The sequence below is a fragment of the Halopiger xanaduensis SH-6 genome (assembly GCF_000217715.1).
Classification (GTDB): domain Archaea; phylum Halobacteriota; class Halobacteria; order Halobacteriales; family Natrialbaceae; genus Halopiger; species Halopiger xanaduensis.
In genome coordinates this window covers 2,453,571-2,474,660 of the sequence record NC_015666.1, presented here as the reverse complement: position 1 = coordinate 2,474,660, position 21,090 = coordinate 2,453,571, and the positions used below count along the sequence as shown (strand labels likewise).

Annotated in this window: 22 protein-coding genes; 11 read left to right on the top strand and 11 right to left on the bottom strand. The window is 65.9% G+C overall.

Annotated features, from left to right (window positions below; translation table 11 throughout):
• The 5 genes from HALXA_RS11985 to HALXA_RS11965 all read right to left on the bottom strand — a co-directional run bounded on the left by HALXA_RS11985 (position 1) and on the right by HALXA_RS11965 (position 5,626).
• Entirely contained in the window at positions 1 to 504 is a 504-nt protein-coding gene (locus HALXA_RS11985; protein ID WP_013880636.1) for an Rpp14/Pop5 family protein, read from the bottom strand.
• Positions 501 to 1,145, bottom strand: coding sequence for a class I SAM-dependent methyltransferase (locus tag HALXA_RS11980; RefSeq protein ID WP_013880635.1), 645 nt, complete (start codon positions 1,143 to 1,145; stop codon positions 501 to 503). Before HALXA_RS11980 ends, HALXA_RS11985 begins: the two co-directional genes overlap by 4 nt.
• Positions 1,129 to 1,833: an RNase P subunit p30 family protein gene (locus HALXA_RS11975; RefSeq protein WP_013880634.1), complete on the bottom strand. Its 705-nt coding sequence runs from the start codon at positions 1,831 to 1,833 to the stop codon at positions 1,129 to 1,131. The genes HALXA_RS11980 and HALXA_RS11975 overlap by 17 nt, the downstream gene beginning before the upstream one ends.
• A 294-nt stretch (positions 1,834 to 2,127) precedes the next feature.
• A complete protein-coding gene (gene tbsP, locus HALXA_RS11970) occupies positions 2,128 to 2,946 on the bottom strand; it encodes a transcriptional regulator TbsP (RefSeq protein ID WP_013880633.1) in 819 nt (272 codons plus the stop codon).
• A gap of 382 nt (positions 2,947 to 3,328) precedes the next feature.
• Positions 3,329 to 5,626: a hypothetical protein gene (locus HALXA_RS11965; RefSeq protein ID WP_013880632.1), complete on the bottom strand. Its 2,298-nt coding sequence runs from the start codon at positions 5,624 to 5,626 to the stop codon at positions 3,329 to 3,331.
• Between the two features lie 182 nt (positions 5,627 to 5,808).
• On the opposite strand from HALXA_RS11965, the gene glyA reads away from it, so the two are divergent.
• Complete coding sequence (glyA, locus tag HALXA_RS11960) at positions 5,809 to 7,056, top strand: serine hydroxymethyltransferase (protein ID WP_013880631.1); 1,248 nt, start codon at positions 5,809 to 5,811, stop codon at positions 7,054 to 7,056.
• Positions 7,057 to 7,109: 53 nt separating this feature from the next.
• On the opposite strand, the gene HALXA_RS11955 is transcribed toward glyA, so the two are convergent.
• Positions 7,110 to 7,805 carry a class I SAM-dependent methyltransferase gene (locus HALXA_RS11955; RefSeq protein ID WP_013880630.1) on the bottom strand — a complete coding sequence of 232 codons (696 nt, stop codon included), beginning with the start codon at positions 7,803 to 7,805 and terminating at the stop codon, positions 7,110 to 7,112.
• A gap of 152 nt (positions 7,806 to 7,957) precedes the next feature.
• Between HALXA_RS11955 and HALXA_RS11950 the strand changes: the two genes are divergently transcribed.
• Together HALXA_RS11950 and HALXA_RS11945 are read left to right on the top strand one after the other, a co-directional pair.
• The gene (locus HALXA_RS11950; protein ID WP_013880629.1) at positions 7,958 to 8,905 is read left to right on the top strand and encodes a hypothetical protein; all 948 of its coding nucleotides are present in this window, start codon (positions 7,958 to 7,960) and stop codon (positions 8,903 to 8,905) included.
• Between the two features lie 169 nt (positions 8,906 to 9,074).
• The gene (locus HALXA_RS11945; protein ID WP_013880628.1) at positions 9,075 to 9,968 is read left to right on the top strand and encodes a bifunctional methylenetetrahydrofolate dehydrogenase/methenyltetrahydrofolate cyclohydrolase; all 894 of its coding nucleotides are present in this window, start codon (positions 9,075 to 9,077) and stop codon (positions 9,966 to 9,968) included.
• A gap of 93 nt (positions 9,969 to 10,061) precedes the next feature.
• Here the strand turns inward: HALXA_RS11945 and HALXA_RS11940 are convergent, their stop codons facing one another.
• On the bottom strand, positions 10,062 to 10,793 hold the full coding sequence (locus tag HALXA_RS11940; protein WP_013880627.1) for a DUF7117 family protein: 732 nt from the start codon (positions 10,791 to 10,793) through the stop codon (positions 10,062 to 10,064).
• Positions 10,794 to 11,038: 245 nt separating this feature from the next.
• On the opposite strand from HALXA_RS11940, the gene HALXA_RS11935 reads away from it, so the two are divergent.
• The 7 genes from HALXA_RS11935 to HALXA_RS11910 all read left to right on the top strand — a co-directional run bounded on the left by HALXA_RS11935 (position 11,039) and on the right by HALXA_RS11910 (position 16,353).
• Positions 11,039 to 11,818: a hypothetical protein gene (locus HALXA_RS11935; RefSeq protein WP_013880626.1), complete on the top strand. Its 780-nt coding sequence runs from the start codon at positions 11,039 to 11,041 to the stop codon at positions 11,816 to 11,818.
• Between the two features lie 152 nt (positions 11,819 to 11,970).
• Positions 11,971 to 12,117 (top strand): hypothetical protein, encoded by a 147-nt coding sequence (locus tag HALXA_RS22140; RefSeq protein ID WP_013880625.1) that lies wholly within the window; start codon positions 11,971 to 11,973, stop codon positions 12,115 to 12,117.
• A 445-nt stretch (positions 12,118 to 12,562) separates the two neighbouring features.
• The gene (locus HALXA_RS11930) at positions 12,563 to 12,838 is read left to right on the top strand and encodes a helix-turn-helix transcriptional regulator (RefSeq protein WP_013880624.1); all 276 of its coding nucleotides are present in this window, start codon (positions 12,563 to 12,565) and stop codon (positions 12,836 to 12,838) included.
• A 10-nt stretch (positions 12,839 to 12,848) separates the two neighbouring features.
• Entirely contained in the window at positions 12,849 to 13,109 is a 261-nt protein-coding gene (locus tag HALXA_RS11925) for a hypothetical protein (RefSeq protein ID WP_013880623.1), read from the top strand.
• A gap of 99 nt (positions 13,110 to 13,208) precedes the next feature.
• Positions 13,209 to 14,501: an MgtC/SapB family protein gene (locus tag HALXA_RS11920; protein ID WP_013880622.1), complete on the top strand. Its 1,293-nt coding sequence runs from the start codon at positions 13,209 to 13,211 to the stop codon at positions 14,499 to 14,501.
• Between the two features lie 48 nt (positions 14,502 to 14,549).
• Entirely contained in the window at positions 14,550 to 15,911 is a 1,362-nt protein-coding gene (locus tag HALXA_RS11915) for an aminotransferase class III-fold pyridoxal phosphate-dependent enzyme (protein WP_013880621.1), read from the top strand.
• 85 nt (positions 15,912 to 15,996) lie between these two features.
• Positions 15,997 to 16,353 carry a hypothetical protein gene (locus HALXA_RS11910; RefSeq protein ID WP_013880620.1) on the top strand — a complete coding sequence of 119 codons (357 nt, stop codon included), beginning with the start codon at positions 15,997 to 15,999 and terminating at the stop codon, positions 16,351 to 16,353.
• Positions 16,354 to 16,419: 66 nt separating this feature from the next.
• Here the strand turns inward: HALXA_RS11910 and purD are convergent, their stop codons facing one another.
• From purD to HALXA_RS11890, 4 genes are all read right to left on the bottom strand, one after another.
• Positions 16,420 to 17,712, bottom strand: coding sequence for a phosphoribosylamine--glycine ligase (gene purD, locus HALXA_RS11905; protein ID WP_013880619.1), 1,293 nt, complete (start codon positions 17,710 to 17,712; stop codon positions 16,420 to 16,422).
• Between the two features lie 189 nt (positions 17,713 to 17,901).
• Complete coding sequence (locus HALXA_RS11900) at positions 17,902 to 18,744, bottom strand: hypothetical protein (RefSeq protein ID WP_013880618.1); 843 nt, start codon at positions 18,742 to 18,744, stop codon at positions 17,902 to 17,904.
• Positions 18,745 to 18,861: 117 nt separating this feature from the next.
• Positions 18,862 to 19,464 carry a hypothetical protein gene (locus HALXA_RS11895; protein WP_013880617.1) on the bottom strand — a complete coding sequence of 201 codons (603 nt, stop codon included), beginning with the start codon at positions 19,462 to 19,464 and terminating at the stop codon, positions 18,862 to 18,864.
• On the bottom strand, positions 19,461 to 20,054 hold the full coding sequence (locus HALXA_RS11890; protein WP_013880616.1) for a hypothetical protein: 594 nt from the start codon (positions 20,052 to 20,054) through the stop codon (positions 19,461 to 19,463). The genes HALXA_RS11895 and HALXA_RS11890 overlap by 4 nt, the downstream gene beginning before the upstream one ends.
• Positions 20,055 to 20,761: 707 nt before the next feature.
• Between HALXA_RS11890 and HALXA_RS11880 the strand changes: the two genes are divergently transcribed.
• Positions 20,762 to 21,073: a hypothetical protein gene (locus HALXA_RS11880; protein ID WP_013880615.1), complete on the top strand. Its 312-nt coding sequence runs from the start codon at positions 20,762 to 20,764 to the stop codon at positions 21,071 to 21,073.
• Positions 21,074 to 21,090 lie beyond the last annotated feature (17 nt).

Here is a 21,090-nt window from a genome sequence, read left to right as displayed (position 1 = left end):
TCACGCTAAATCTGAATCGTAGTCGTAATCGAGGTCTGTCGCACCCGCGAACGACTCCTCGAGTCGCACGTCTGCGAGTCCGTTTCCGTTTCGCACGACGGCGACCCGCTCCTCGTTCCCGAACACGACGTTTCTCTCCTCGGAAACTTGCCCGCGTCGACCTAAATACTTTTCTTCAGCGGCACGGATCGTGCCACTGATACCTCGGATCCGAATTCCGACGGTAGCGCCGTCTATCTCGTCGATACAGGCGACCGCCGCGCGGGCCGGTTCCGTCTCGCCGCGCCGGACTTTGATAATCGCCTCGCCGACGCCGTCCGCAAAGTCGAATCGGACGATGGTCAGGTCGGCGTCCGCGCTCCCCGGATCGCCCAGCAGGTTCTGGCCCGCGTACCACACCTCCCGCTGGAACGACCGCCGGTCGATCGACGCGTCCGGCCACGTCTCGAGGCCGACCGCGAGGTAGCGCCACCGGGGCCGGAGGTGTTTGGGGAGGTGTTTCATTCGTCGCGTTCGTCGGGCGCAGCGCCCGCCTCGGCCGCCGCCGTCCGCTCGGCGACGAGCACCCCGACCTGGTCGTGGACGCGCTCGACGGCCGTCAGCGAGAAGCCGGCATCCGTAAAGGCGTCCGCGAGGGCACCGACGGTCGCCGGATCGTCGACCTCGGGCGAGTAGAACGGCTCCTCCGGATCGGGCTCGCCGAAGAACATGACGTCGCCGAGGACGAACTTGCGCGGCTCGAGGTCGGCGATCACCGCGATCGCCTCGCGCTTCTCGTCGTCCGAGAGGTGGTGCATCGCGAAGTTCGAGGTGACGATATCGACCTCGCCGTCGTACTCTGGTTCGCGGAAGGTGCCGTAGTCGAACTCGAGGTTCGCAAGACCTTGCTCGTCGGCCTTCCGCTCGGCTTCCTCCATCATCCCCTCGCTGATGTCCCGGCCGACGACCCGCTCCGCGTCCTCGGCCAGCGGGAGCGCGATGGCGCCGGTCCCGGTGCCGAGGTCGAGGACGACGTCCGTCGACTCGGGGGCGGCGTGTTCGATCACGAGGCTCGCGCAGGCGCGGTACTCGTCGGACTTGGACTCGTCGTACTCGCCGGCCATCTCGTCGAACCGGGCGGCGTGGTCCTCAAGATCCTTCTTCATACCTGCCCCGTTCGACCCCGGGCTCAATGAACGACTCGGACTGGATGCGGCGATTGCGCTCGGCGAGCCGGCCCCACTCGGCGAGCCCCTCCTCGACGAACTCGCTCGAGAGGCCGATCTGCTCGCCCAGCGCCGCCAGTTCCCGCGGTGCTCGCAGCTCGAGGTGCGAATCCGGCGTCGCGCTCACGACGTAGGGCGCGTCGTAGTAGTCGACGATCTCCGCGAGTTTGCGCAGCGACTGCAGTTCGCGGACCCGCCGCCCGCCGTGGGTTCGCAGGACCGGCGCGAGATCGAACTCGAGGCGCACGCCGTTCTCGACGGCCGCCTTCGCGAGGACGTGGTTGACGTCGCCGTCGTCGGCCATCGGCCGCGCGAGGACGTCGACCTTCTCGTTTTCGACGGCGAAACGGTTCATCGCCGGCGTCCCGCCCGCGACGGTCACGATCGTCTCGTCGGTCCGGTGGTTGCCGACCGCGCCGCTTGCCTGCTGGGGATTGTCGGCCCGAATTTCGATTCCCGAAACGATGTCGACCCCGTACTCCTCGCGGATCCGCTCGGGGTCGTAGTCGGCTCGAGCGCCGGCGGGATTGCGCACGACCACGCCCTCGAAGCCGTACTCGGCCGCCGCGCGGGCAAACCTGGCGACCGTACTCTGTCCCTCGGGGTGGGCGTGGACGGCTTCGTACATACGCGTGCCCTCTCGGGGCTGGGACTTGGGGTTTGCGTCATCCGACGCTGCTACCCGACCGTATCCGCTGTCGTTCGGCCGGGAGTCCGTCTCGAGCACCGCGAGAGACGGACGACTCGGGGGAGGGCAGGCCATCACCCGTTACTTACCGCGAGCGAACGCAGTGAGCGAGCGGGCCGACGACTGACCGAGAAGCCGCGCGACGCGCGGCTGGCGGGGAAGGAGGAGTGCTTTTCATCGAAGTTTTGCCGAGTGCGGTCGCTTCGCGACCGCACGCAGAGCAAAAGTTCGGTTCTAGTTGAGGATGGACTGCGCCACCGTCGCGAGCTGCCCGTTATCCGCTTCCTGCAGGCGCTCGTCGCCGATCTTCAGACGCAGGCGCGGCCGGCCGACGTCGATCGGGACTTTCTCGGTGTCGATCAGGCCCATGTCCTCGAGTTTGGTCTTCGTCCGGCTGAAGGTCGCCTTCGAGGCGATGCCGACGTCCTCCCCCCACTTGCTGATGTCGTACAGCAGCGCTTCGTTCTTTGCGGCGACCAGCAGCGAGATCGTGACCTCGTCGAGACCGTCGCCGTCGCCGCGGGCCGTCTCGAGCGAGTTCAGGATCGCGGTGAAGTCGGCCTCTGCCTCGGGGCTGATCTCCTCGGAGAGGGTCTCACGGACGTCCGAGATCGGGGGCGTCCGGAGGTTGTACGTCGGGGCCGCTTCCCAGCGCTCGGCGTAGGTGTCGTAGGTGTCCTCGACGAAGCTCTCGTCGTCCGTGATGAGCCCGCCGACGCGGTCGCCGGCGTGGACGATCGCGACGATCCGATCCTCGGTAATGACCAGCGAGTTTTCGGGCGCCTCCTCGAGCGTCCGCAGGGCGAGGGCGTCCTCGCTGATGAGGTCGGCCGCGTTCGAGGCGACGATGAAGTCGTCCATGACTTCCTTCAGCGTGCGCTCGTCGGCCAGCATGTGCACCGTCGGCAGCGTGCCGTCGAAACCGGTCGCAACGCCGACGAACTCCTCGATCGCATCCCGGGACGGATTGACCATGTAAATGTCCCCACTCGCGTCCGTCAGGATGGACTCGAGGATATCGTCAATCTGGTGATTGAGTAAATTCGAGGTCATCTCTCTACAGAAGTAAACGGATGTTCGCTACTTAATTTTGGTGGCCATTTGCACGCGATAACTTTGCTGTTGGGTCATCTAACGGTAATTTTTGTCCGATCATCCGTTGATCAGATTACAGTATCCGGCGGTCGTTCAACGCGACCCCGACTACTGCCGGCGATTAGGGATCGTTATTATCGTCCGAATAGGTATTTTTCATTACACCAACTGTTATGTGATTCCTGTGTGACCTCACGAGCGTATGGGTGATCGCACTACGCAGCGGTTGGTCCCTCGAGCGCTTGCCGACCAGTCCCCCCGCGTCCGAACGGACGACGTGCGGGTCGTCCCTCCCGCACGGTCGAAAGGAGTCAGCACCTACGGCGGTCCGTAGCGACCGTCAGCCCCTGAACCGAGCGCACAGTTCTCGCGACCAGTAGACGTCGCCGTCGTAGATGACGGCGGCCTCCGTGTTTTCGAGCAGGGCCGCCAGTTCCGGGGCCGAGAGAACGAAGTTCGACTCGTTGCCACACAGCGTCGCGGCCGTGGCCTCGGCGTGTGGGACGTAGTACGACCCGGTCGTCCGCGTCGAGTAGCAGTCGAACGTCACCAGGTATCGGGCAGTATCTGCGTCGCCGCTCGAGCGCGGCCGCGAGCGCGTGGTCGACGCCGATCTCGAGTCCGTTCTGGACCCCGTCCGTCGCGACCGCGAGCGTGCACGCTGGCCGTCGGGGAGCGGTTCGATCGTGATCGTCGTCGGAAACGGATTCGTCCCCTGCGCGAGCGAGTGCGTGCCGTCGCCGACGACCGCGTAGTCCTTCCCCATCATGATCCGTCGCCTCGCGAGGCGCATGGCGCGTTCGATGCTGAACCCGTAGACGAGGAAGGTTGCGAACGCCGAGCCGACCTTGATCGCGTGGTCGTTGAGGACCTTCGTGAACGTGACCGCGCCGGCGACGCTGCCCTTTTCGACCAGCGTCTTCCCCTCGTAGAAGGAGCCGCAGGCGTTGAGGAAGAACGTCTGGGTCCGGCAGCGGTCGAGCGACGAGATCGAGAGCGATCCGTCGGGACAGCACAGCCCGCAGGTCTCGCAGTGGCCGATGTAGTGGACGAAGTCGTTCTCCGATTCGAACAGGCGGGCGAGTTCGGCCGTCTCGAGCGACTCTTCGACGGTGACGTCCATCGAGCGCTCCCGGGCGCGGCGCCGGTAGATCGCGGCGACGTCGTCGTGTTCGCCGGCCATCTCGGGGTCGTTGAGGACGACGCGAATCGACGTCGACTCGCCCTCTTCCGCTCGCTCGAGGTAGTCGAGTCGGTTGCGGTAGGCTTCGGGGGCGGATTTGAAGACGTCGATCGGGACGCCCTCGGCGAGCCAGCCGTGGGTGCGGCCGTGGCGGAGCTCCGGTTTGACGATGTCGACGGAGGCGACCTGGCCGGTACTTGCTCTGGCGCGGTCGTCGGCCTCGAGTTCGACGCCGGATTCGGTCGGCGTCCGAGCGTCGATCGCGGTCCCGCTCGGGGCACCGGCGGCGACACCGCCGCCGTCCTCGAGGCCGCCGCGACCGCGGTAGAACTCCTCGAGCGAGCGTTCGACGAGTTCCTTCCCCTCGAGTTCGGTGGTACGGGGCCGGTAGATCAGGCTCATTCGATCGAGCAGGAACGGGAGCGTCTCGAGGCTGTCGTAGGAGGGGCAGACGTACGTCGCGAGGTGCCACTCGGGGAGTCGGTGTTCGATCGCCTCGAAGGGAACGTCGAGGTACGCCGCGAGGCGTTCGTCCGGCGGCGCCTCGTACAGCGTCTCGCTGTCGAGACCGAGCGCGTCGAGGACGCTGCACTCGCCGAGGGCGGTGCCGTACGGCCCCGCGTTCCGAACCAGACAGTCCAGAAAGAACGTCTTCCGGAGCAGCCGTTCGACGTCGCTCTCGAGGGCCGGCATCGCGGGGAGGTGCCGCTCGACACCCTGTTCGGGCAGTCGCAGCCGAGCGCCGTCGGGACAGTCCGCCCCCTCGAGCGTGTCGGTGACGTGGACGGACGCCTGCAGGTAGTAGGCCAGCGGCGCCGTCACGTACAGCGGTTCGTACCGGGGCGGGACGGCGAGTTCGATCCCCGTCTCGGGGACGTCCGCCCGCAGGCAGTCCGAAATCTCGAGTTCGTCGCCGGGCTCGAGTAACGGGGGATGCCCGCGGAGCGTCGGATACGTTCTGTCGGGGCCGTCGGTTCGGTGGGCGGCGCCGAGGTGCGTGATCGCTTCGGCGATCGCCGCCGGCTCGTCGGGCACCGTCATCGAGCCGACCGGCAGTTCGTTGCGACTCCGGAAGCCGAGCGTCACCCGGGTTCGCTCCGGGAAGGAGACGACGATCGACTCGAAGTCGTCCGTCTGCTCGATGATCGCTCGGCCGGTAAACTGGAGGTAGACCTTGATTTCGGCGTCGACGTCGACGACGTACTCGCCGGGTGGGAGGGCGACAGGATCGCCGTGCGGATCGAGTTCGTACCGGTCGTCGGAGCCGAGCGCGAAGGCGTAGCAGACGGCGTGTGGGAACTGGAGTTCGCTCGCGGTCACGACGACGCTTTCGTCGATCGGCCGCGGCATCTCGACCGCGTCGTCGACGACGGCGAACTCGCCGCGGACCGCCACCGCAGCGTTGTCCACGTCGCGAACGTGGAGCGTCTCGCGGTCCCGTTCCCACTCGATCATGTACTCTACTGCATGTCACCCCGTTCAGTTAATCTTACTTACTGTAACCGTCACTTATCGGTACTGGTTGCGGCGATGGGGGGCGCTCTCGTCCGGCGGTTCCGAGCTCGATCGACCGCTCGAGCCCGCACCGAATCCGCCGAAAAGGTACACTTATGCCGTCCCCAGTTCGCACAACGCACATGGAACACGACCACGTTCGGGAGGTCGATCCCGACGTCGCCGACGCGCTCGAGAACGAGGTCGACCGCCAGCGGTCGACGCTGCAGATGATCGCCAGCGAGAACCACGCGAGCGAGGCCGTCATCGACGCCCAGGGGAGCGCCCTGACGAACAAGTACGCCGAGGGCTACCCCGGCGAGCGCTACTACGGCGGCTGCGAGTTCGCCGACGAGGTCGAGGAACTCGCCATCGAGCGCGCGACGGAGCTGTTCGGCGCCGAGCACGTCAACGTCCAGCCCCACGCCGGCACGCAGGCCAACCAGGCCGTCTACTTCGCGATGCTCGAGCCCGGCGACAAGATCCTGTCGCTGGACCTCAACCACGGCGGCCACCTGAGCCACGGCCACCCCGCGAACTTCACGGGCCAGCTCTACGAGGTCGAGCAGTACGAGGTCGACCCCGAGACGGGCTATATCGACTACGAGAGCCTCGCCGAGCACGCCGCGGAGTTCGAGCCCGACATCATCGTCTCGGGCTACTCCGCGTACCCGCGCGAGATCGAGTGGGAACGCATTCAGGACGTCGCCGACGACGTCGACGCGCTCCACCTCGCGGACATCGCTCACATCACCGGCCTCGTGGCGGCGGGCGTCCACCCCTCGCCGGTCGGCGTCGCCGACTTCGTCACCGGTTCGACCCACAAGACGATCCGCGCCGGTCGCGGCGGCATCGTCATGTGCGACGAGGAGTACGCCGACGACATCGACTCGGCGGTCTTCCCCGGCGGCCAGGGCGGCCCGCTGATGCACAACGTCGCCGGCAAGGCGGTCGGCTTCAAGGAAGCGCTCGAGCCCGAGTTCGAGGACTATGCCGAACAGACCGTCGCGAACGCGAAGGCCCTGGGCGAGTCGCTGTCCGAGCACGGCTTCTCGCTGGTCTCGGGCGGCACCGACAACCACCTCGTGCTGGTCGACCTCCGCGAGAGCCATCCCGACACCTCCGGCGGCGACGCCGAAGAAGCGCTCGAGGAGGCCGGCATCGTCCTCAACGGAAACACGGTGCCCGGCGAGACGCGCTCGCCGTTCGACCCGAGCGGTATCCGCGCCGGTACGCCGGCGCTGACGACCCGCGGCTTCGACGAGGAGGACTGCCGCAAGGTCGGCGACCTGATCGCCCGAGTGATCGACAACCTCGAGGACGACGCGGTCATCGCCGAGGTCCGCGAAGAAGTCGAGGGGCTCTGCGAGGAGAACCCGCTGTACGAGTAATCTGCGGCTGGATCTCCCGAATCGACCGAACCGCCGATTTTCCTCTTTCGTTCTCACTGCTTCTCGAGCGCTGCGCGCCACTGCACGTCGCCGTAGTTGGTCGCGACGACCTCCCAGGGCGTGCCGATCGTCGCTTCGCGAAGCCGATCGACGCTGAACAGTCGAAAGAGCAGCGTGTCGCCGACCTCGTCCTCGTAGACGAGGTGGTAGACCCGGTACGCGAGGCCGTGCGTCGGATCCTCGCGGTAGCCGAAGGCGTCGCTCGTCGCGTCCAGTTCCGGCGCGTAGTTGTCGAGGATGGTGGTCGCGTCCGGCGTCGTCACGTACGCGAGGTCCGCGAGAAATTCGCGTACAGCCGCCATCGAGCCGGCCAGCCCGACCTGCGTGCCTTTCGCGTGGGCAGACCGGAACCGGTCGCGATCGAAGTGGTCCCGGAGCGCGAACATGTCCGCTCGGCGGGCGTCCTCGACGCCGCGGTCGCGCATCGTCTCGACGAGGTGGTCGCTGACCTCGATCGCGACGGTCTCGAACCGCGCCTGGTAGTAGAGCGCGTCCCGCCCCGCGCCGGCGCCCATGTCGAGGACCGGCCCTTCGATCCACTGGTCTCGCCACGCGTCTTCCTCGTGGTCGCCGAAGTACCACTGCTCGATGCGGTGCTCGCGGACGTCGTCGCCGTCGCGATCGAGCAGCGGTTCCGAGCGCTCGCCGCGGTAGTGGTCGCGGATGGCGCGACCGAACGGATCCGACATACTCTGTGACACACCACCAAATTTAATAAAATTGTAACAAGGTGTGGTACCGACTGTCACGCTTTAGCCGACACGTTGGGTCCCCTCGAGCCCCCCTAGTCCCTGTCACTCGCCGGCACGCGGCTTTTGCTCCGACCGGTCGTACCGCCGCTATGTCCACGCGCCCGACCGGCACTATCCTCGACGACGATCGGCTGCTCGAGCTCCGGAAGACCGAGGAGTCGGCGGCCTCGGAACTGGCGCTCGAGCTCACGCCGGTCGCCGAGTTCATGGACGCGGCGGCCGGCGACCAGATCGACTGGGGCGTCGACGAGTACGAGGACCAGCCGATGCTCGTCTGTAGCGCCATCCCGGACGAGCAGGTCGCCGACGCGCCCTACCCGCGCCAACTGCTCGAGGAGGGCGGCGAAATCGTCGCACCCGTCCCCGACGCCCTCGTTCGGGCCGAGCCGCCCGAAGGGTTGGGAATCGATCTCGAGTCCTACGACGCGACCCAGCCGCTGCTGTTCGACGCGATCACGGCCGCGGAGACGATCGGCCTCGTTCCGGTGCGGTTCGACGACGGCGAACCTTACCGCGCCGAACCGCTGCCGGATACGCCGGACGACAGCGACCCCGTCGCCGAGGGGACCATCGAGCACGAACGCGACGGCGATCCGACGCCCCGGCCCGAGACGATGGACGCGCCGATCGACTCGCTCGCGTTCGACGACGTGATGGCCGACGCGCCGAGCGACGTTCCCGAGGCCGACGTCGTCGGCATCCTCGAGGCCATCGAGACCCACGACCTCGTCGGCGCGGGTGACCACGTCACCGGGAAGCCGCCGCTGTCGGTCGACGATCGAGCCGTCTGCCTGCTCCCCGACGACGCCTGGACCGAGCGGCTGGCGCCGGCGCTCGAGGAGCACGACGTCGACGTCGATCTCGACGCGCTCGAGGTCGCGCGGACGATGCACCGGCGGCAGGCCGAGCAGCTAGTCGGGGAGGCCGGGACGGACGAGTACAACGACCTCCTCGAGGAGTACGCCGTCGTCGTGACCGACGCGCGCGACACGGCCGAGTGGGAGATTTCGGAACCGGGGACGGCGGATCGCGGCTGAGGGGCGGCCGCGCAGGTCCCAGCGCCGGTCGCCGACCGACACGAGCGAGCGGTCTTTCCAGGCACTCTCGGTCAGATGTATTCACACTTGTGCATATACTGCCCCGGTTGGGGCACTGTTCTGAGCACGAATCCGAGGGTTAATGAGCCTCGCGGTCGCCGTCTCGAGTATGACCGAGATCATCGACGGCAACGCCGTCGCGAGCCAGATTCGCGAGGACCTGACCGACGCCATCGAGACGCTCGCCGACGCGGGCGCGCGGCCGGGGCTGGCGACGGTGCTGATGGGCGACGACCCCGCCAGCGAGACCTACGTGAACATGAAGCAGCGCGACTGCGAGGAGGTCGGGATCGAGAGCTACCACGTCGACGTCGACGGCGACGCCCCCCCGGAGACGCTGTACGACGAGATCGGCGAACTCAACGGGAACGACGACGTCCACGGCTACATCGTCCAGGCCCCCGTCCCTGACCACGTCGACTACCGCGAGGTCATCCGTCGGGTCGACCCCGCGAAGGACGTCGACGGCTTCCACCCCGAGAACGTCGGCCGCCTCGTCGCCGGCGACGCCCGCTTCCGTCCCTGCACGCCCCACGGCGTTCAGAAACTGCTCGAGGCCGCGGACGTCGACACGGAGGGCACGGACGTCACGATCGTCGGCCGCTCCGACATCGTCGGCAAGCCGCTCGCGAACCTGCTGATCCAGAAGGCCGACGACGGCAACGCGACGGTGACGGTCTGTCACTCGCGAACGGACGACCTCGCCGAAAAGACCCGCAGCGCCGATATCGTCGTCGCCGCCGCGGGCGTGCCGCAACTCGTCGACGGTTCGATGGTCGGCGAAGGCGCGGTCGTGATCGACGTCGGCGTGAACCGGGTGGACGCCGATAACGAGAAGGGGTACGAACTCGTCGGCGACGTCGAGTTCGAGAGCGCGAAAGAGAAGGCGAGCGCGATCACGCCCGTCCCCGGCGGCGTCGGCCCGATGACCCGTGCGATGTTGCTCTACAACACGGTCAAGGCCGCGAGCCTGCAGGAAGATATCGACGTCGAGCTGCCCTGAATCGCTGCCGACTGTCGACTGTCCCGAGTTGATCTCGCCGAGTCCTCAGTTTTGTTCTGTTTCTCCCCTCGAGAGACGAGAGACGCCCTCTCGTTACTCGACCGCAGTAAACTCGAGCCCCTCGAGCCGATCCTGTGCGCGACTGAACGCCAGTTCGTCGCCCCGGAGGCCGTTCGCCAGATCGCGGGTCGCGTCGATCAACTGTTCGGCGGTTCGAGGTTCGACGTCGCCGTCGAGCATCCGGATCCGCTTGACGTGTTCGCCGAGCGTCTCGAGGGCGGTGCGCTCGCTCGTGGTGAGGGCGCGGTCGCGTTCGTCGATCCAGGTGCGGACGTCGCGGCGGTACTCGCGGACGGCGTTGGCGTAGGCGAGTCCGCGGGCCGTCCGGAGCGTCGTCGGCACTTCCTCGACGGGCGGACGCTCGCCGTCGTCGGCGTCGCGAAGCAAGGAGAGGAAGTACAGCTCCTCTCGATCGTCCAGTTGGATCTCGCGTGCGACGATGTCGGCGACGTGCAGCAGCTCGGTTGCGGCGAGGTAAGTGTCGTCGAGGTCGCGAAGCTGGCCGGCGTTGACGAACCCGCGGCGACGGACGTAGTCTCGGCAGCGTTCCTGTGCGCGCTCCGCGAGGTCGTCGGTCGGGACGTCGTCGATGTCGCTGCGGACCGCCGTGAGATCGAAGGCGACCTGCAGGTCGGTGTGTTCGGTTCGCTCGTCGATCCCGACGCTGCGGATGCTGCCGCAGGCGGGACAGCCGATGCTCCCGGTCTCGTAGTACGACCAGCGAGTCCCGCACTCCTTGCACTCGCGCTCGCCCCTGATCTTCATACCCGACGGTAGGATCGGCATCCCAAAAGCCCCTCCGGAGCGCCGTCGGTCACTCTCAGTTCGGCGACTCGTCGTCCGACGGGGAGTGTCTCCCTGCCCGGAGCATTCGAACCGATGACGGTTTTCAGAAATGGACGGTATAGCGTCGCTGACGGTCACGAGCGGCCGGACGACGTTCAATAGGTGATTAACGTACGGCAGTTGCAGGCCGCACTGAAACCAACCGGAACGTTCTATCCGGAGATATGTCCCATCAAAGACTCAACCGACGCAAGTTCGTCGCCGCGGCAGGTACAACCAGCGCGCTCGTGCTGGCCGGCTGTACCGACGGCGGCGGCGGAAACGGCGGCGAAGAGGGCAACGAAACCGAAGAAGACGGAATGGACACGACCAACGAGTCGGACAACGAGAGCGAGCTCGGCGACGAAAACGAGACCGAGGACGAGAACGAAACCGACACCGAAACCGACACGGAGACCTACACGCTGACGGTCACCGTCGAGGACGACCAGGGTGAACCCGTCGAAGGCGCCACCGTCTCGGTTGAGGGCGACGGCGCGGGCGGCATGATGGACGACGAGATGGACGGCAACGAGAGCGACGAGAACGCCACCGACGACAACGAGACCGACGAGAACGAAACCGACGATAACGAGAGCGCCCTCAACGAGTCGGACGCAGGGAACGAGACCGACGACAACGAGAGCGACGAGAACGCCACCGACGACGAAATGGGCGGCACCGGCGAAAGCTGGGAAGACGAAACCGACGAAAACGGCGAAGTCGAGTTCGAAGAACTCGAGGACGGCGACTACACTGTCACCGCCGAATCCGACGGCGAGGAAGCCGAGGACGAGGTCACGATCGAGGGCGAGGACGAGGACCTCACGCTGACCCTCGGCGAGGGCGGAGCCGGCAGCGAGATGGACGGTAACGAGACTGACGGCAACGAGAGCGACGATAACGAAACCGACGGAAATCTGACCGACGACAACGAGAGCGACGAGAACACGACGAACGAGTAAGCCACTCGCAGCCGCTTCCGACTCCTCTCGACCGCGAGGGAGTTCCGTTCGAATTCGGCACCCGTCGAACCGACCGTACCGGTTCTCGAGCGACGGCCCGCCGATCCCGTCTTCGCCCTACTATTTTGGTGTTGTCTCCGGTAGGACCCCGTATGCGCGACGAGGAAGAAATCCGCGAGCAGTACGAATTTCTCACGGAGCACCTCGAGAGCGACGAGATGCGCCACGACGGCGTCGAGCAGATGTTCACCTACTACAAGCGCGCGCTCGGCTGGGTGCTCGAAGAGGAACACATGTAAATACGTGACTGTTCACCGACACGTCCCGTTCCGTTATCTTTAAGTCCTATCAACGAATTCTTTCAGGTGACGCTTCGCTTGGAGGGCCGAAGCGTCAGCGGGGACCAATTCAGGGCGGCAAGCGATCGCGTGACGTTTTTCCCGTCACGCGATTTGCTTTCCTGTTTACTACACGTCCGAGCGACTGCGTTGTTCTACACAGTAATCGATACCGTTCAACTGGCCGCTGTCTCGCTCAATCCAATATAAATATACCGAAATAAATTCACCGTACTGTAAACATGAACTACACGTTATGTATGAACGATAGGGAAATCAGTCATGGCGATTATCATTCGAAACGATGCTCACTATCCGGGAATTCGCCCGGTATTTCGCCGTTTCACTCGTAACGACCCGATAGCCTTATTAAAATTCGACAGTAAGTTCGAGTCGGACTTTCCCAATGTACGACCTGACAGGATTTCAGCGCGACCTGCTCTACGTGATCGCCGGCGAGGAAGAACCCCACGGGCTGGCTATCAAGGAAGAGCTCGAGGAGTACTACGAGAAGGAGATTCACCACGGGCGCCTCTACCCGAACCTCGACACGCTCGTCGACAAGGGCCTCGTCGAGAAGGGACGGCGCGACCGCCGGACGAACTTCTACACGCTCACTCGCCGCGGCCGGCGAGAACTCGAGGCGCGTCGGGGCTGGGAAGCCCAGTACGTCGACCTCTAAAACGGGCACCGTGGTTTCGTCGCGAACGCTCACCGCGCTCGCCGGTCTCGCGCTGAGCGTACTCGTCAGCGTCGCCGCCTGGATCTATCTCGAGACGGTACTGCTGTTTCTCTTTCTGCCGTTCGTTCCGTTCCTCCTCAGTCGCAGCCGCTGGACTGCATCCGACGCGCAGGCGATGCGGCAGTGTCCCGAATGCGGCTTTCGCACGACCGAGTCGAGCTACGAGTACTGCCCCCGGGACGGATCACGGCTGCGAGAACCGCGACCGTAGCTCGGTTCGATCGTCGATACGGGACCGTCGATTCGCTCGGCGACCGCGAACGGCACCGCCAGCACGCCGTTTATGTGCGATCGGAGCGAATGTTCGAGAGTGAACGAGGTTCCGCTGCAACTCGTCGAGGCGCCGCTCGAGGAGACGGTCGTGCGGATCGCGCTGGCCGGCGCGCTGGGGATGTTCCTCGGTCTCGAGCGCGAGTGGTCACAGAAGTCCGCCGGCATTCGGACGTTCTCGCTGATCAGCCTGCTCGCCGCCGTCTTTACGATCCTCTCGCTCGAGACCGCGGTCGGTGAGGGGCTGCTCATCCTGGGCGGGTTCCTCGTGATCGTACAGGGGGTCCTGCTTGCGGTGCAGGGACTGCTCGGCGACGAGGACGCGGGACTCTCGCTGACGACCTCGGTCTCGATGCTCGTCGCCTACGGCGTCGGCGCACTCGTCGCCGCACAGTACATCATCGAGGGCGTAACGGTGGCCGTGCTCTCGTCGCTGCTGCTCGTTCTCAAGCGCGAACTGCACGAGTTCGCGTGGGGCCTCTCCCGCGAGGAGATGCGCTCGACGACCGAGTTCGCGATCCTCGCATTCGTCATCTACCCGCTGTTGCCGTCCAGTTACGACCTCAACCTCGGGGTCACCGAGATCACGCTCGAGCCGACGGTCATCTGGCTCATGGTCGTCGCGGTCGCGGGAATCGGGATCGCCAACTACGCGATCGTCTCGACTTACGGCGACCGCGGCATCGCCGTGACGGGTTTCTTCGGCGGCCTCGCATCGTCGACGGCCGTCGTCGGGACGATGCTCGATCACGTCCGGCAGCGCCCCGACGCGGCCTCCTACGCCGTCGCCGCCATCCTGCTCGCGAACGCCGCGATGGCCGCGCGCAACCTCGCGATCGCCGTCGGATTCACCATCGGCGGCGGGAGTCCGGTCCTCGTCGAGGCGGTCGTCCCGCTCGGAGCCGTCATCGTCGTCGCCTTCGCCATCGCGGGCCTGACCGCCGACTGGGGCCAATCCAGCGAGATGGATCTCGAGAGCCCCTTCTCCCTGAAAAACGCCCTCGCGTTCGGCGCGGTCTTCCTCGTCGTGCTCGTGTTCGGATCGGTCGCCGAGAGTTCCTTCGGTACGCTCGGCTTCTACGCGACGGCCGTCGCCAGCGGCTTCGTCTCGAGCGCCGGCGCGACCACGTCGGCGGTCGTCCTCTACCGCGGCGGACAACTCGCGGCCGCCGAGGCGACGATCGCCATCCTGCTCGCGACGGTCTCGAGCATCGTCGTCAAGGCGATGTTGGCGGCGACGTCGTCGAACGACGGGTTCCGCAATCAGGTCGCGATTTACAGCGTCGCGCTGTTGCTCGGCGGCTCGCTGGCGTCGCTCGTTTTCATCGTATAGGGCGACGCAGTCGTATCCCTTTACTTCGCCCTCCGCGAAACGGAGGGTATGGACAGAGAGACGGTCGAACCGCAGGTCGAGGCGCTCCCCGGCGAGCGAGCGCAGCGGTGGGTCGACTTCCACCACGAGTTCGCCGCGCCGAGCACCTACGTCTACGAGTTCGTCTGGGACACGAGCCGCGAGGCGATCGGTCCTTTCTGTACCGACGTCGACGGGAACGTCCTGCTCGATTTCACGAGTCACGTCGCCGCCGCGCCGCTGGGGTACAACAACCCGGTCGTCCGCGAGAAACTCGAGGAATTCGACCTCGTCGATCCGCTGAAGATCGCCGGCCAGGACTTCTACGTGAGCACCGACGGCGCCGAACCGCCGGCCGACGCGGAACTTCCCGGTCCCTCCCAGCTGATGGACCGGCTCGTCGCCGCGACGGACCACTACGACATGGACCGGGTCTTCCTCTCGAACTCCGGCGCTGAGGCCGTCGAGAACGGGATCAAGATCTGCTACGCCGCGGGCGGCCACCGCGCGTTCACCTTCGACGGCGCGTTCCACGGCCGGACGCTGGGCGCGCTCTCGCTCAACCGTTCGAAGACGGTCCACCGCCGCGGCTACCCCGAAGTACCGGGCGTCGTCAGCGTTCCCTACCCCGGAAGTGAAGCGGCCTACGAGAACCGCTGGCTGACCGACGGCCCCGGCGGCAACGTCGTCGCCGACAAACTCCACCCCGAGCAGGGCGTGATCGACCCCGACGAGGTCGCCTTCCTCATCCTCGAGCCGATCCAGGGCGAAGGCGGCTACCGCGTCGCCCACGACGAGTTCGCGCGGGACCTCGAGGCGCTGCGCGAGCGCTACGACCTCAAGGTCGTCGTCGACGAGATCCAGTCCGGCGTCGGCCGAACCGGCGAACTCTGGGCCGTCGACCACCTCGATCTCACGCCGGACGTCATCACCGCAGGGAAGGGGCTGCGCGTCGGCGCGACGATTTCCCGCTCGGACGTCTTCCCCGAGCAGAAGAGCCGCCTCTCCTCGACGTGGGGTGCGGGCGACATTATCGCCTCGATGCAGGGCGCGCTGACGTTGGACGTCATCCACGAACAGAATCTGCTCTCGAACGTCCTCGAACGAGGCCAGCAACTGCGTTCGGGGCTCGAGGACGCCATCGAGGACGGCGACCTCCCCGGCGCCGTCGACGTCCGCGGTCGCGGCCTCATGCTCGCCGTCGAGTTCGACACCAAGGAGCGCCGCGACGCCGTCCTCGAGGCGTCGTTCAAACGCGGGTTCCTCACGCTCGGCTGTGGACACAAGACGCTGCGGCTGCTCCCGCCGCTCGACGTTACCGAGCGCGAAATCGATCTCGGCTTGCGGTTGCTGCAGGAAGCGGTTGCAGACGTGGCACCGAATTTCGACTGATAGCGAGCGTCTCGAGGGCGCCGCGCCGCGCATCGTCGTACGAAAGCCCTAGCCTCTTCTCGCGTCCGAGCTAAGGTATGATACAATGATCGGCGCCTTTACCGTCGGCAAGAAAGCGGTCAAGTTCGGGTACAAACGCTACGGGATTCCGGGCGCGATCGCCTCGGGCGGGCTCGTGCTGGTCGGCTACGTCGCCGTCCGCCGCGCGCTGAAATCCCAGACGAACGCCGACGACGCGACGCTCGATTCGGCCATCGACGCCGAGTCGATCAAATCGGCCGTCGAGGAAGATGGACTGCAGGCGGTGACCGATACCCAGACGCTCGACGACGCGATCAACCAGGACGAACTGAACACGCCGGTCGACACGGACGACGTCCAGTCGTCAGTCTCCGAGGAGACGGACGAGTTCACCGACGAAGGCGACAGCGGCCAGGCGTAGAGCCGGTACCTCGAGGGCGGTTCTGTTTTGCGGCCGCTACTCGAGCGCCTCGGAAACGAACCGCGACTACTCGCCGCGGAGGTCGTTCACGTGGTCGATCCGCCGCTGGACGAGGTCGGGTTTGCCGATGTCGTGGCGCATGTGCAGCCCCTCGTCGCCGGCGACCGCGAGGGCGTCCTCGGCGATTTCCTCGCCCTCGGTGATCGAATCGGCGAGGCCGACGACGGCAAAGGAGCGCGAGGTCGTTGTGTAGATGCCGCCGTCGCGCTCGTCCACGCTGGCGTAGTACAGCAGGGCGTCGCCGGCGCTTTCTTCGTCCACTTTGACCTTCGCCCCTGCTTCAGGATCCGTCGGGTAGCCCTCTGGGACCGCGTACTTGCAGACCGTCGCCTGCTCGCTGAACTCGAGTTCGGGCAGCGACTCGCCGTCTCGAGCGGCGGTGAGCACGTCGAGGAAGTCGGTCTCGAGGACGGGCAGCGTGTTCATCGCCTCGGGGTCGCCGAAGCGGGCGTTGAACTCGACGACCTTCGGTCCTTCAGCGGTCAGCATGAACTGACCGTAGAGGATGCCCCGATAATCCTCGAGGGCGTCGACGGTGGCCTCGATGATCGAAACGGCCTCCTCGTAGTCGGCTTCGGTCATGAACGGGAGGTGGGTCGTCGCATCGGAGTAGCTGCCCATACCGCCGGTGTTCGGCCCCTCGTCGCCCTCGTAGGCACGCTTGTGGTCCTGCACCGCGGGTGCGGTGCGGAACTCGCCGTTGGCGACGAAGGCCTGGACGGTGAACTCCTCGCCGATCAGCCGTTCCTCGAGGACGATCCGGTCGTAGTCCGACTCGCGGATGTACTCTTTGCCCTCCTCGGCGGTGACCTGATCGCCGATGACCTTCACACCTTTGCCGCCCGTGAGGCCGGCGGGTTTGATCGCGAGGTCGCCGTCGTACTCGTCGATGAAGTCGCAGGCGGCCTCCATGTCGTCGAAGGTCTCGAAGTCCGGACAGCCCGGAATGTCGTTTTCCTGCATGAAGCGGCGCTGGAACGCCTTGTCCGTCTCGATGCGGGCGTCGTCCTCCTTCGGGCCGAAGGCGTAGACGCCGGCGGCCTCGAGTTCGTCCGCGACGCCGGCCTCGAGCGGCGACTCGGGGCCGATAACGGCGATCGTCGCGTCGACGTCCTCGGCGTACTCGACGACTGCCTTGGGGTTGGTCGTCTCGAGCGTTGCGAAGTCGGTCGCGATATCGGCGATCCCCGGGTTGCGGTTGCCGGCGCAGGCGTAGAGGTCGGCCTCGCTATCCTCGAGGGCGCGGGCGATGGCGTGTTCGCGCCCGCCGCCGCCGATCAGGAGCACGTTCTCTCGCATGGTCGCTAGCGGAACGCACGAACCTGTAAGCGTTGCTCTTCTCTCGAGGGGAAGTATTCACGTCTGTGCAATAGATCGGCGGTGGGGACGCCGCTCGAGCGGCTCCGACGCGTCGCCGCGGAACGGGAAGCGCGTCGCTGAACCGGAACGGGAACGGCCTCGAGTGGACGACGATGTGGGATCGTCGCGTTACCGCAGGAGTTCGTCGTCGATCGAAACGCTGTCCTCGTCGACGGCGTTGAACTCGGCGGCGACGAGATTCCCGGGCGGATCGAGAAGTTCACCTTCGTCTCGCATCACGTACAGCTGTCCCGTTTCGGTCGCGGCCTCCTCGTGCGCGAAGAGGAGAAAGTTCTCGTTCGTCCCGAGATACTCGGCGTGGACGGTGTTGTAATCGGTGAACAGGCCGCTTTGTTCGACGTCGTCGGGGATCCATCCCTGCGGCCCCGAGGTGATCTCGAACAGTGCGCCGCCGAAGAAATCGTCGGGTCGGACGACGGCTTCGCCGCCGCCGTCAGCGGTCTCGAAGCCGCCGACCTCGTCGAGATCGAACGGGAGATCCGCACCCGTTAGCGGCCGGTATCGAACGCGGACGAGATCGTCGGTCACCGGTTCGTTTACGGTCGCCGAGTACAGCTGGTCGTCGAATACGTACTGTTCCCCCTCCTCGATCCGGTTCTCCGGCGGAACGAAGAGAAATCCCTCCTCGTTCGTGTTGAAGAGTTCAAATACGCGGACCTCGTGATCCCGCACGACGTCCGGCGTCTCCCTGCCGGGAGCGTCCTGCAGGGGCGGGGAGACGACCCGAAAGACCGCGCCCGAGTAGTACGTGCCGCGGGTCGCGATCGCGTCCCGAAACTGCTCGGCGTCGCCGAGCTCGCCGTCGGTCTCGCTCTCGTTCCCGTTCTCGGTTTCGTTCTGCGTCACCCGTGCCGCCGCGTTCCCCGTCGCTCCGAGTCCCAGTGCCGCGGCGGTAGCCGTCCCCGCCTTTACGAACCGCCGCCGTGATTCCTCGTCGGACTGATCAGTCATGGTAATCGTGCGCCCGCGTGGGCGGTCGGTCGTTCCGTCCGCCGTCGGATAGTACTCGTGCCGGCTTTTGCAGTTGTTCGCCGGCTCTCGACCGGGGCCGCGTTCGATCGCCGAGTGCTAGTTCTCCGATTCGGACCGGAGTCGCCGCCTGAAGAACCCGACGAGTTCGCCGACGGAGCCGGTCCCCCAGATCGCGACGATGATCGCGCCGACCGCGTTGAACACGAAGTCGGTGACGATGTCGTCGATCCCGTAGACGGTGACCAGACCGCCGAAGGCGAATTCCATCACTTCCCAGACGACGCCGGTCGCGAGGACGAACACGACGATGAACACCGATCGGAACGCCGGCTGCACGTCGATCTCGTCGGAGTGGAGTTCGAACGCTCGAAAGGCGGCGTAGCCCGCTCCCGCGACGACCGACGCGGAAACCGTGTGCGCGATTTCGTCGTACCACTGGTACCACTCGTACAGGCCGAGCGAGCCGGCGGTGTGAAGGATTACGGCGGCAGTGATCCAGAGGACGAGTCCGGCGTCCATGGAGTACCCGTACTCTCGGCGCAACCACGCCGGCAGGAGCGTTATCCCGAGCGCCAGTCCGCCGGTCGCCGCGATCGCAAACTGCGCCGTCGCCGTTCCGTACCCGACGAGTCCGAGCAACGCGAGTTGCAGCGCTCGAACGACGTATCGCTCCTGGGACTCCGACAGGCCGACCGTCATACCGATCCCTCGCCCCCGTCGCTCGTCGATCGAGTACCGTCGTCGGCGCGCTCCGACCGCGTGACGTACACCTGGTACGCCCCGGCGAGGACGACCCCCACGGCCGTAACGACGACGAAATCCCACTGGAGTTCCGTCTGGGAGTGCAGAAAGTCGGTCCCGAGCCACCTGTCCGAGTAGAACTGCGCGACGGTCCAGAGGGCCTGGATCGCCATCGTCGTCAGCACCGCGAAGAAGACCGCGAACCGACGGCTCAACTCGACCGGCGCGAACGCCTCGAGTTCGACGACGACGATGAGCGCGAGGGTCGCGATCGCGAGGTACGCGGTCACTTCGAACGGCGCGCCGGCCGTTCGGGCGACCACCGAAAGCGCGGCGACCGCCGAGAGCAGCCAGGGAATCGTCACCGTCCAGTCGCGGGCCGCCAGCGCCGGGATCGACGCCACGATCACGAGTAGCAGTTCGAACCCGCCCCACAGGGGGACGTTCCGGAGTAGGTTGTAGAACCCATCGAGCGCCACGATACCCAGCAGTAGCCACCCGACTGCGGCGTTCATCCGATCGTCGCGGACGACTTCCACGAGCGCCACGCGTAACAGCTAGTGAGTATCGCACTAAAAGCCGGAGCACGAGTACTGCAGGCGGCGGGCGATAGCGGACGGCGGACCGGACCGACTGCGCCGTCGGTCTCGGTTCCGTCGGGACCGGCGCCGGCGACTTCACCTATCGGCTTGAGGGTGATGCTGATGCGAGCGAGCTCGCGAGCCGAGGAGCGGCAGTTTTCGACGCCGAAAGCGCGAAAGCGAACGCCGATGATCGACTCAGAACCCCTCCGGCCGGCTCGAGCGCGAGCAGTGTCGGTGATCGACCGTCGGTTGACTCTGCGTGACTGATCCGCTTCCGGCGACGCTCGAAACGGATTGGTCGCTGTTCGAACGCGTTTGCCGCGAGACCGTCGACGCTCTCGAGGACGTCTCGGACTAGGGGCAGCGTTTCCCGCGGGTGGACGAATCCGTCGCACTCGACGACACGGTGGGGATCGTGCGTAAGCACCGCCCCGCCGATGACGAGTCTGTCCGCGCCCTCCCGCTCGGCGATAGCCCCGAACAGTTCGGCCTCCGTCGAATCGAACAGACGATATTGACACAGGTGAGCGAATCGATTCCTTTGGATTTCGAGACGCGGCACGGTCACTCAGTTTCGGTCGTCGAACGAGCGATTACTTCCGACGGTGACCCGTCGAGCAACGCTCGAGGCTGCGGAAGCGTTATGAAAATTTGGCTATAACTCTGTGGCGATGCTCGAGTGGTTCGGCGGGGTTTCGAACGTCGTCAGTCTCGCGATTCCGCTATTCGGATTGGGTCTGCTACTGCTCCTCACGAAGATCACCGACACGAACCGAAGCCGGCGGTACATCGTGCCGGCGTTTTGCTGCTGGGGCGGGTTCCATCTCGTGCTCGCCCTCTACGAGGGAACGCTCGTTCCGGTGCCTCGACTCCTCGGCGTCGGTCTCGCAGTCGCGCTGCTGTTCGGATTTCTGGCACTGTTCTGCCACGGGCTGTACGAGATCTGGAGGCTGCAGGACTCCTCCGGCTTCTTCTGGCTGTAACGTGGCCGAACGAACGC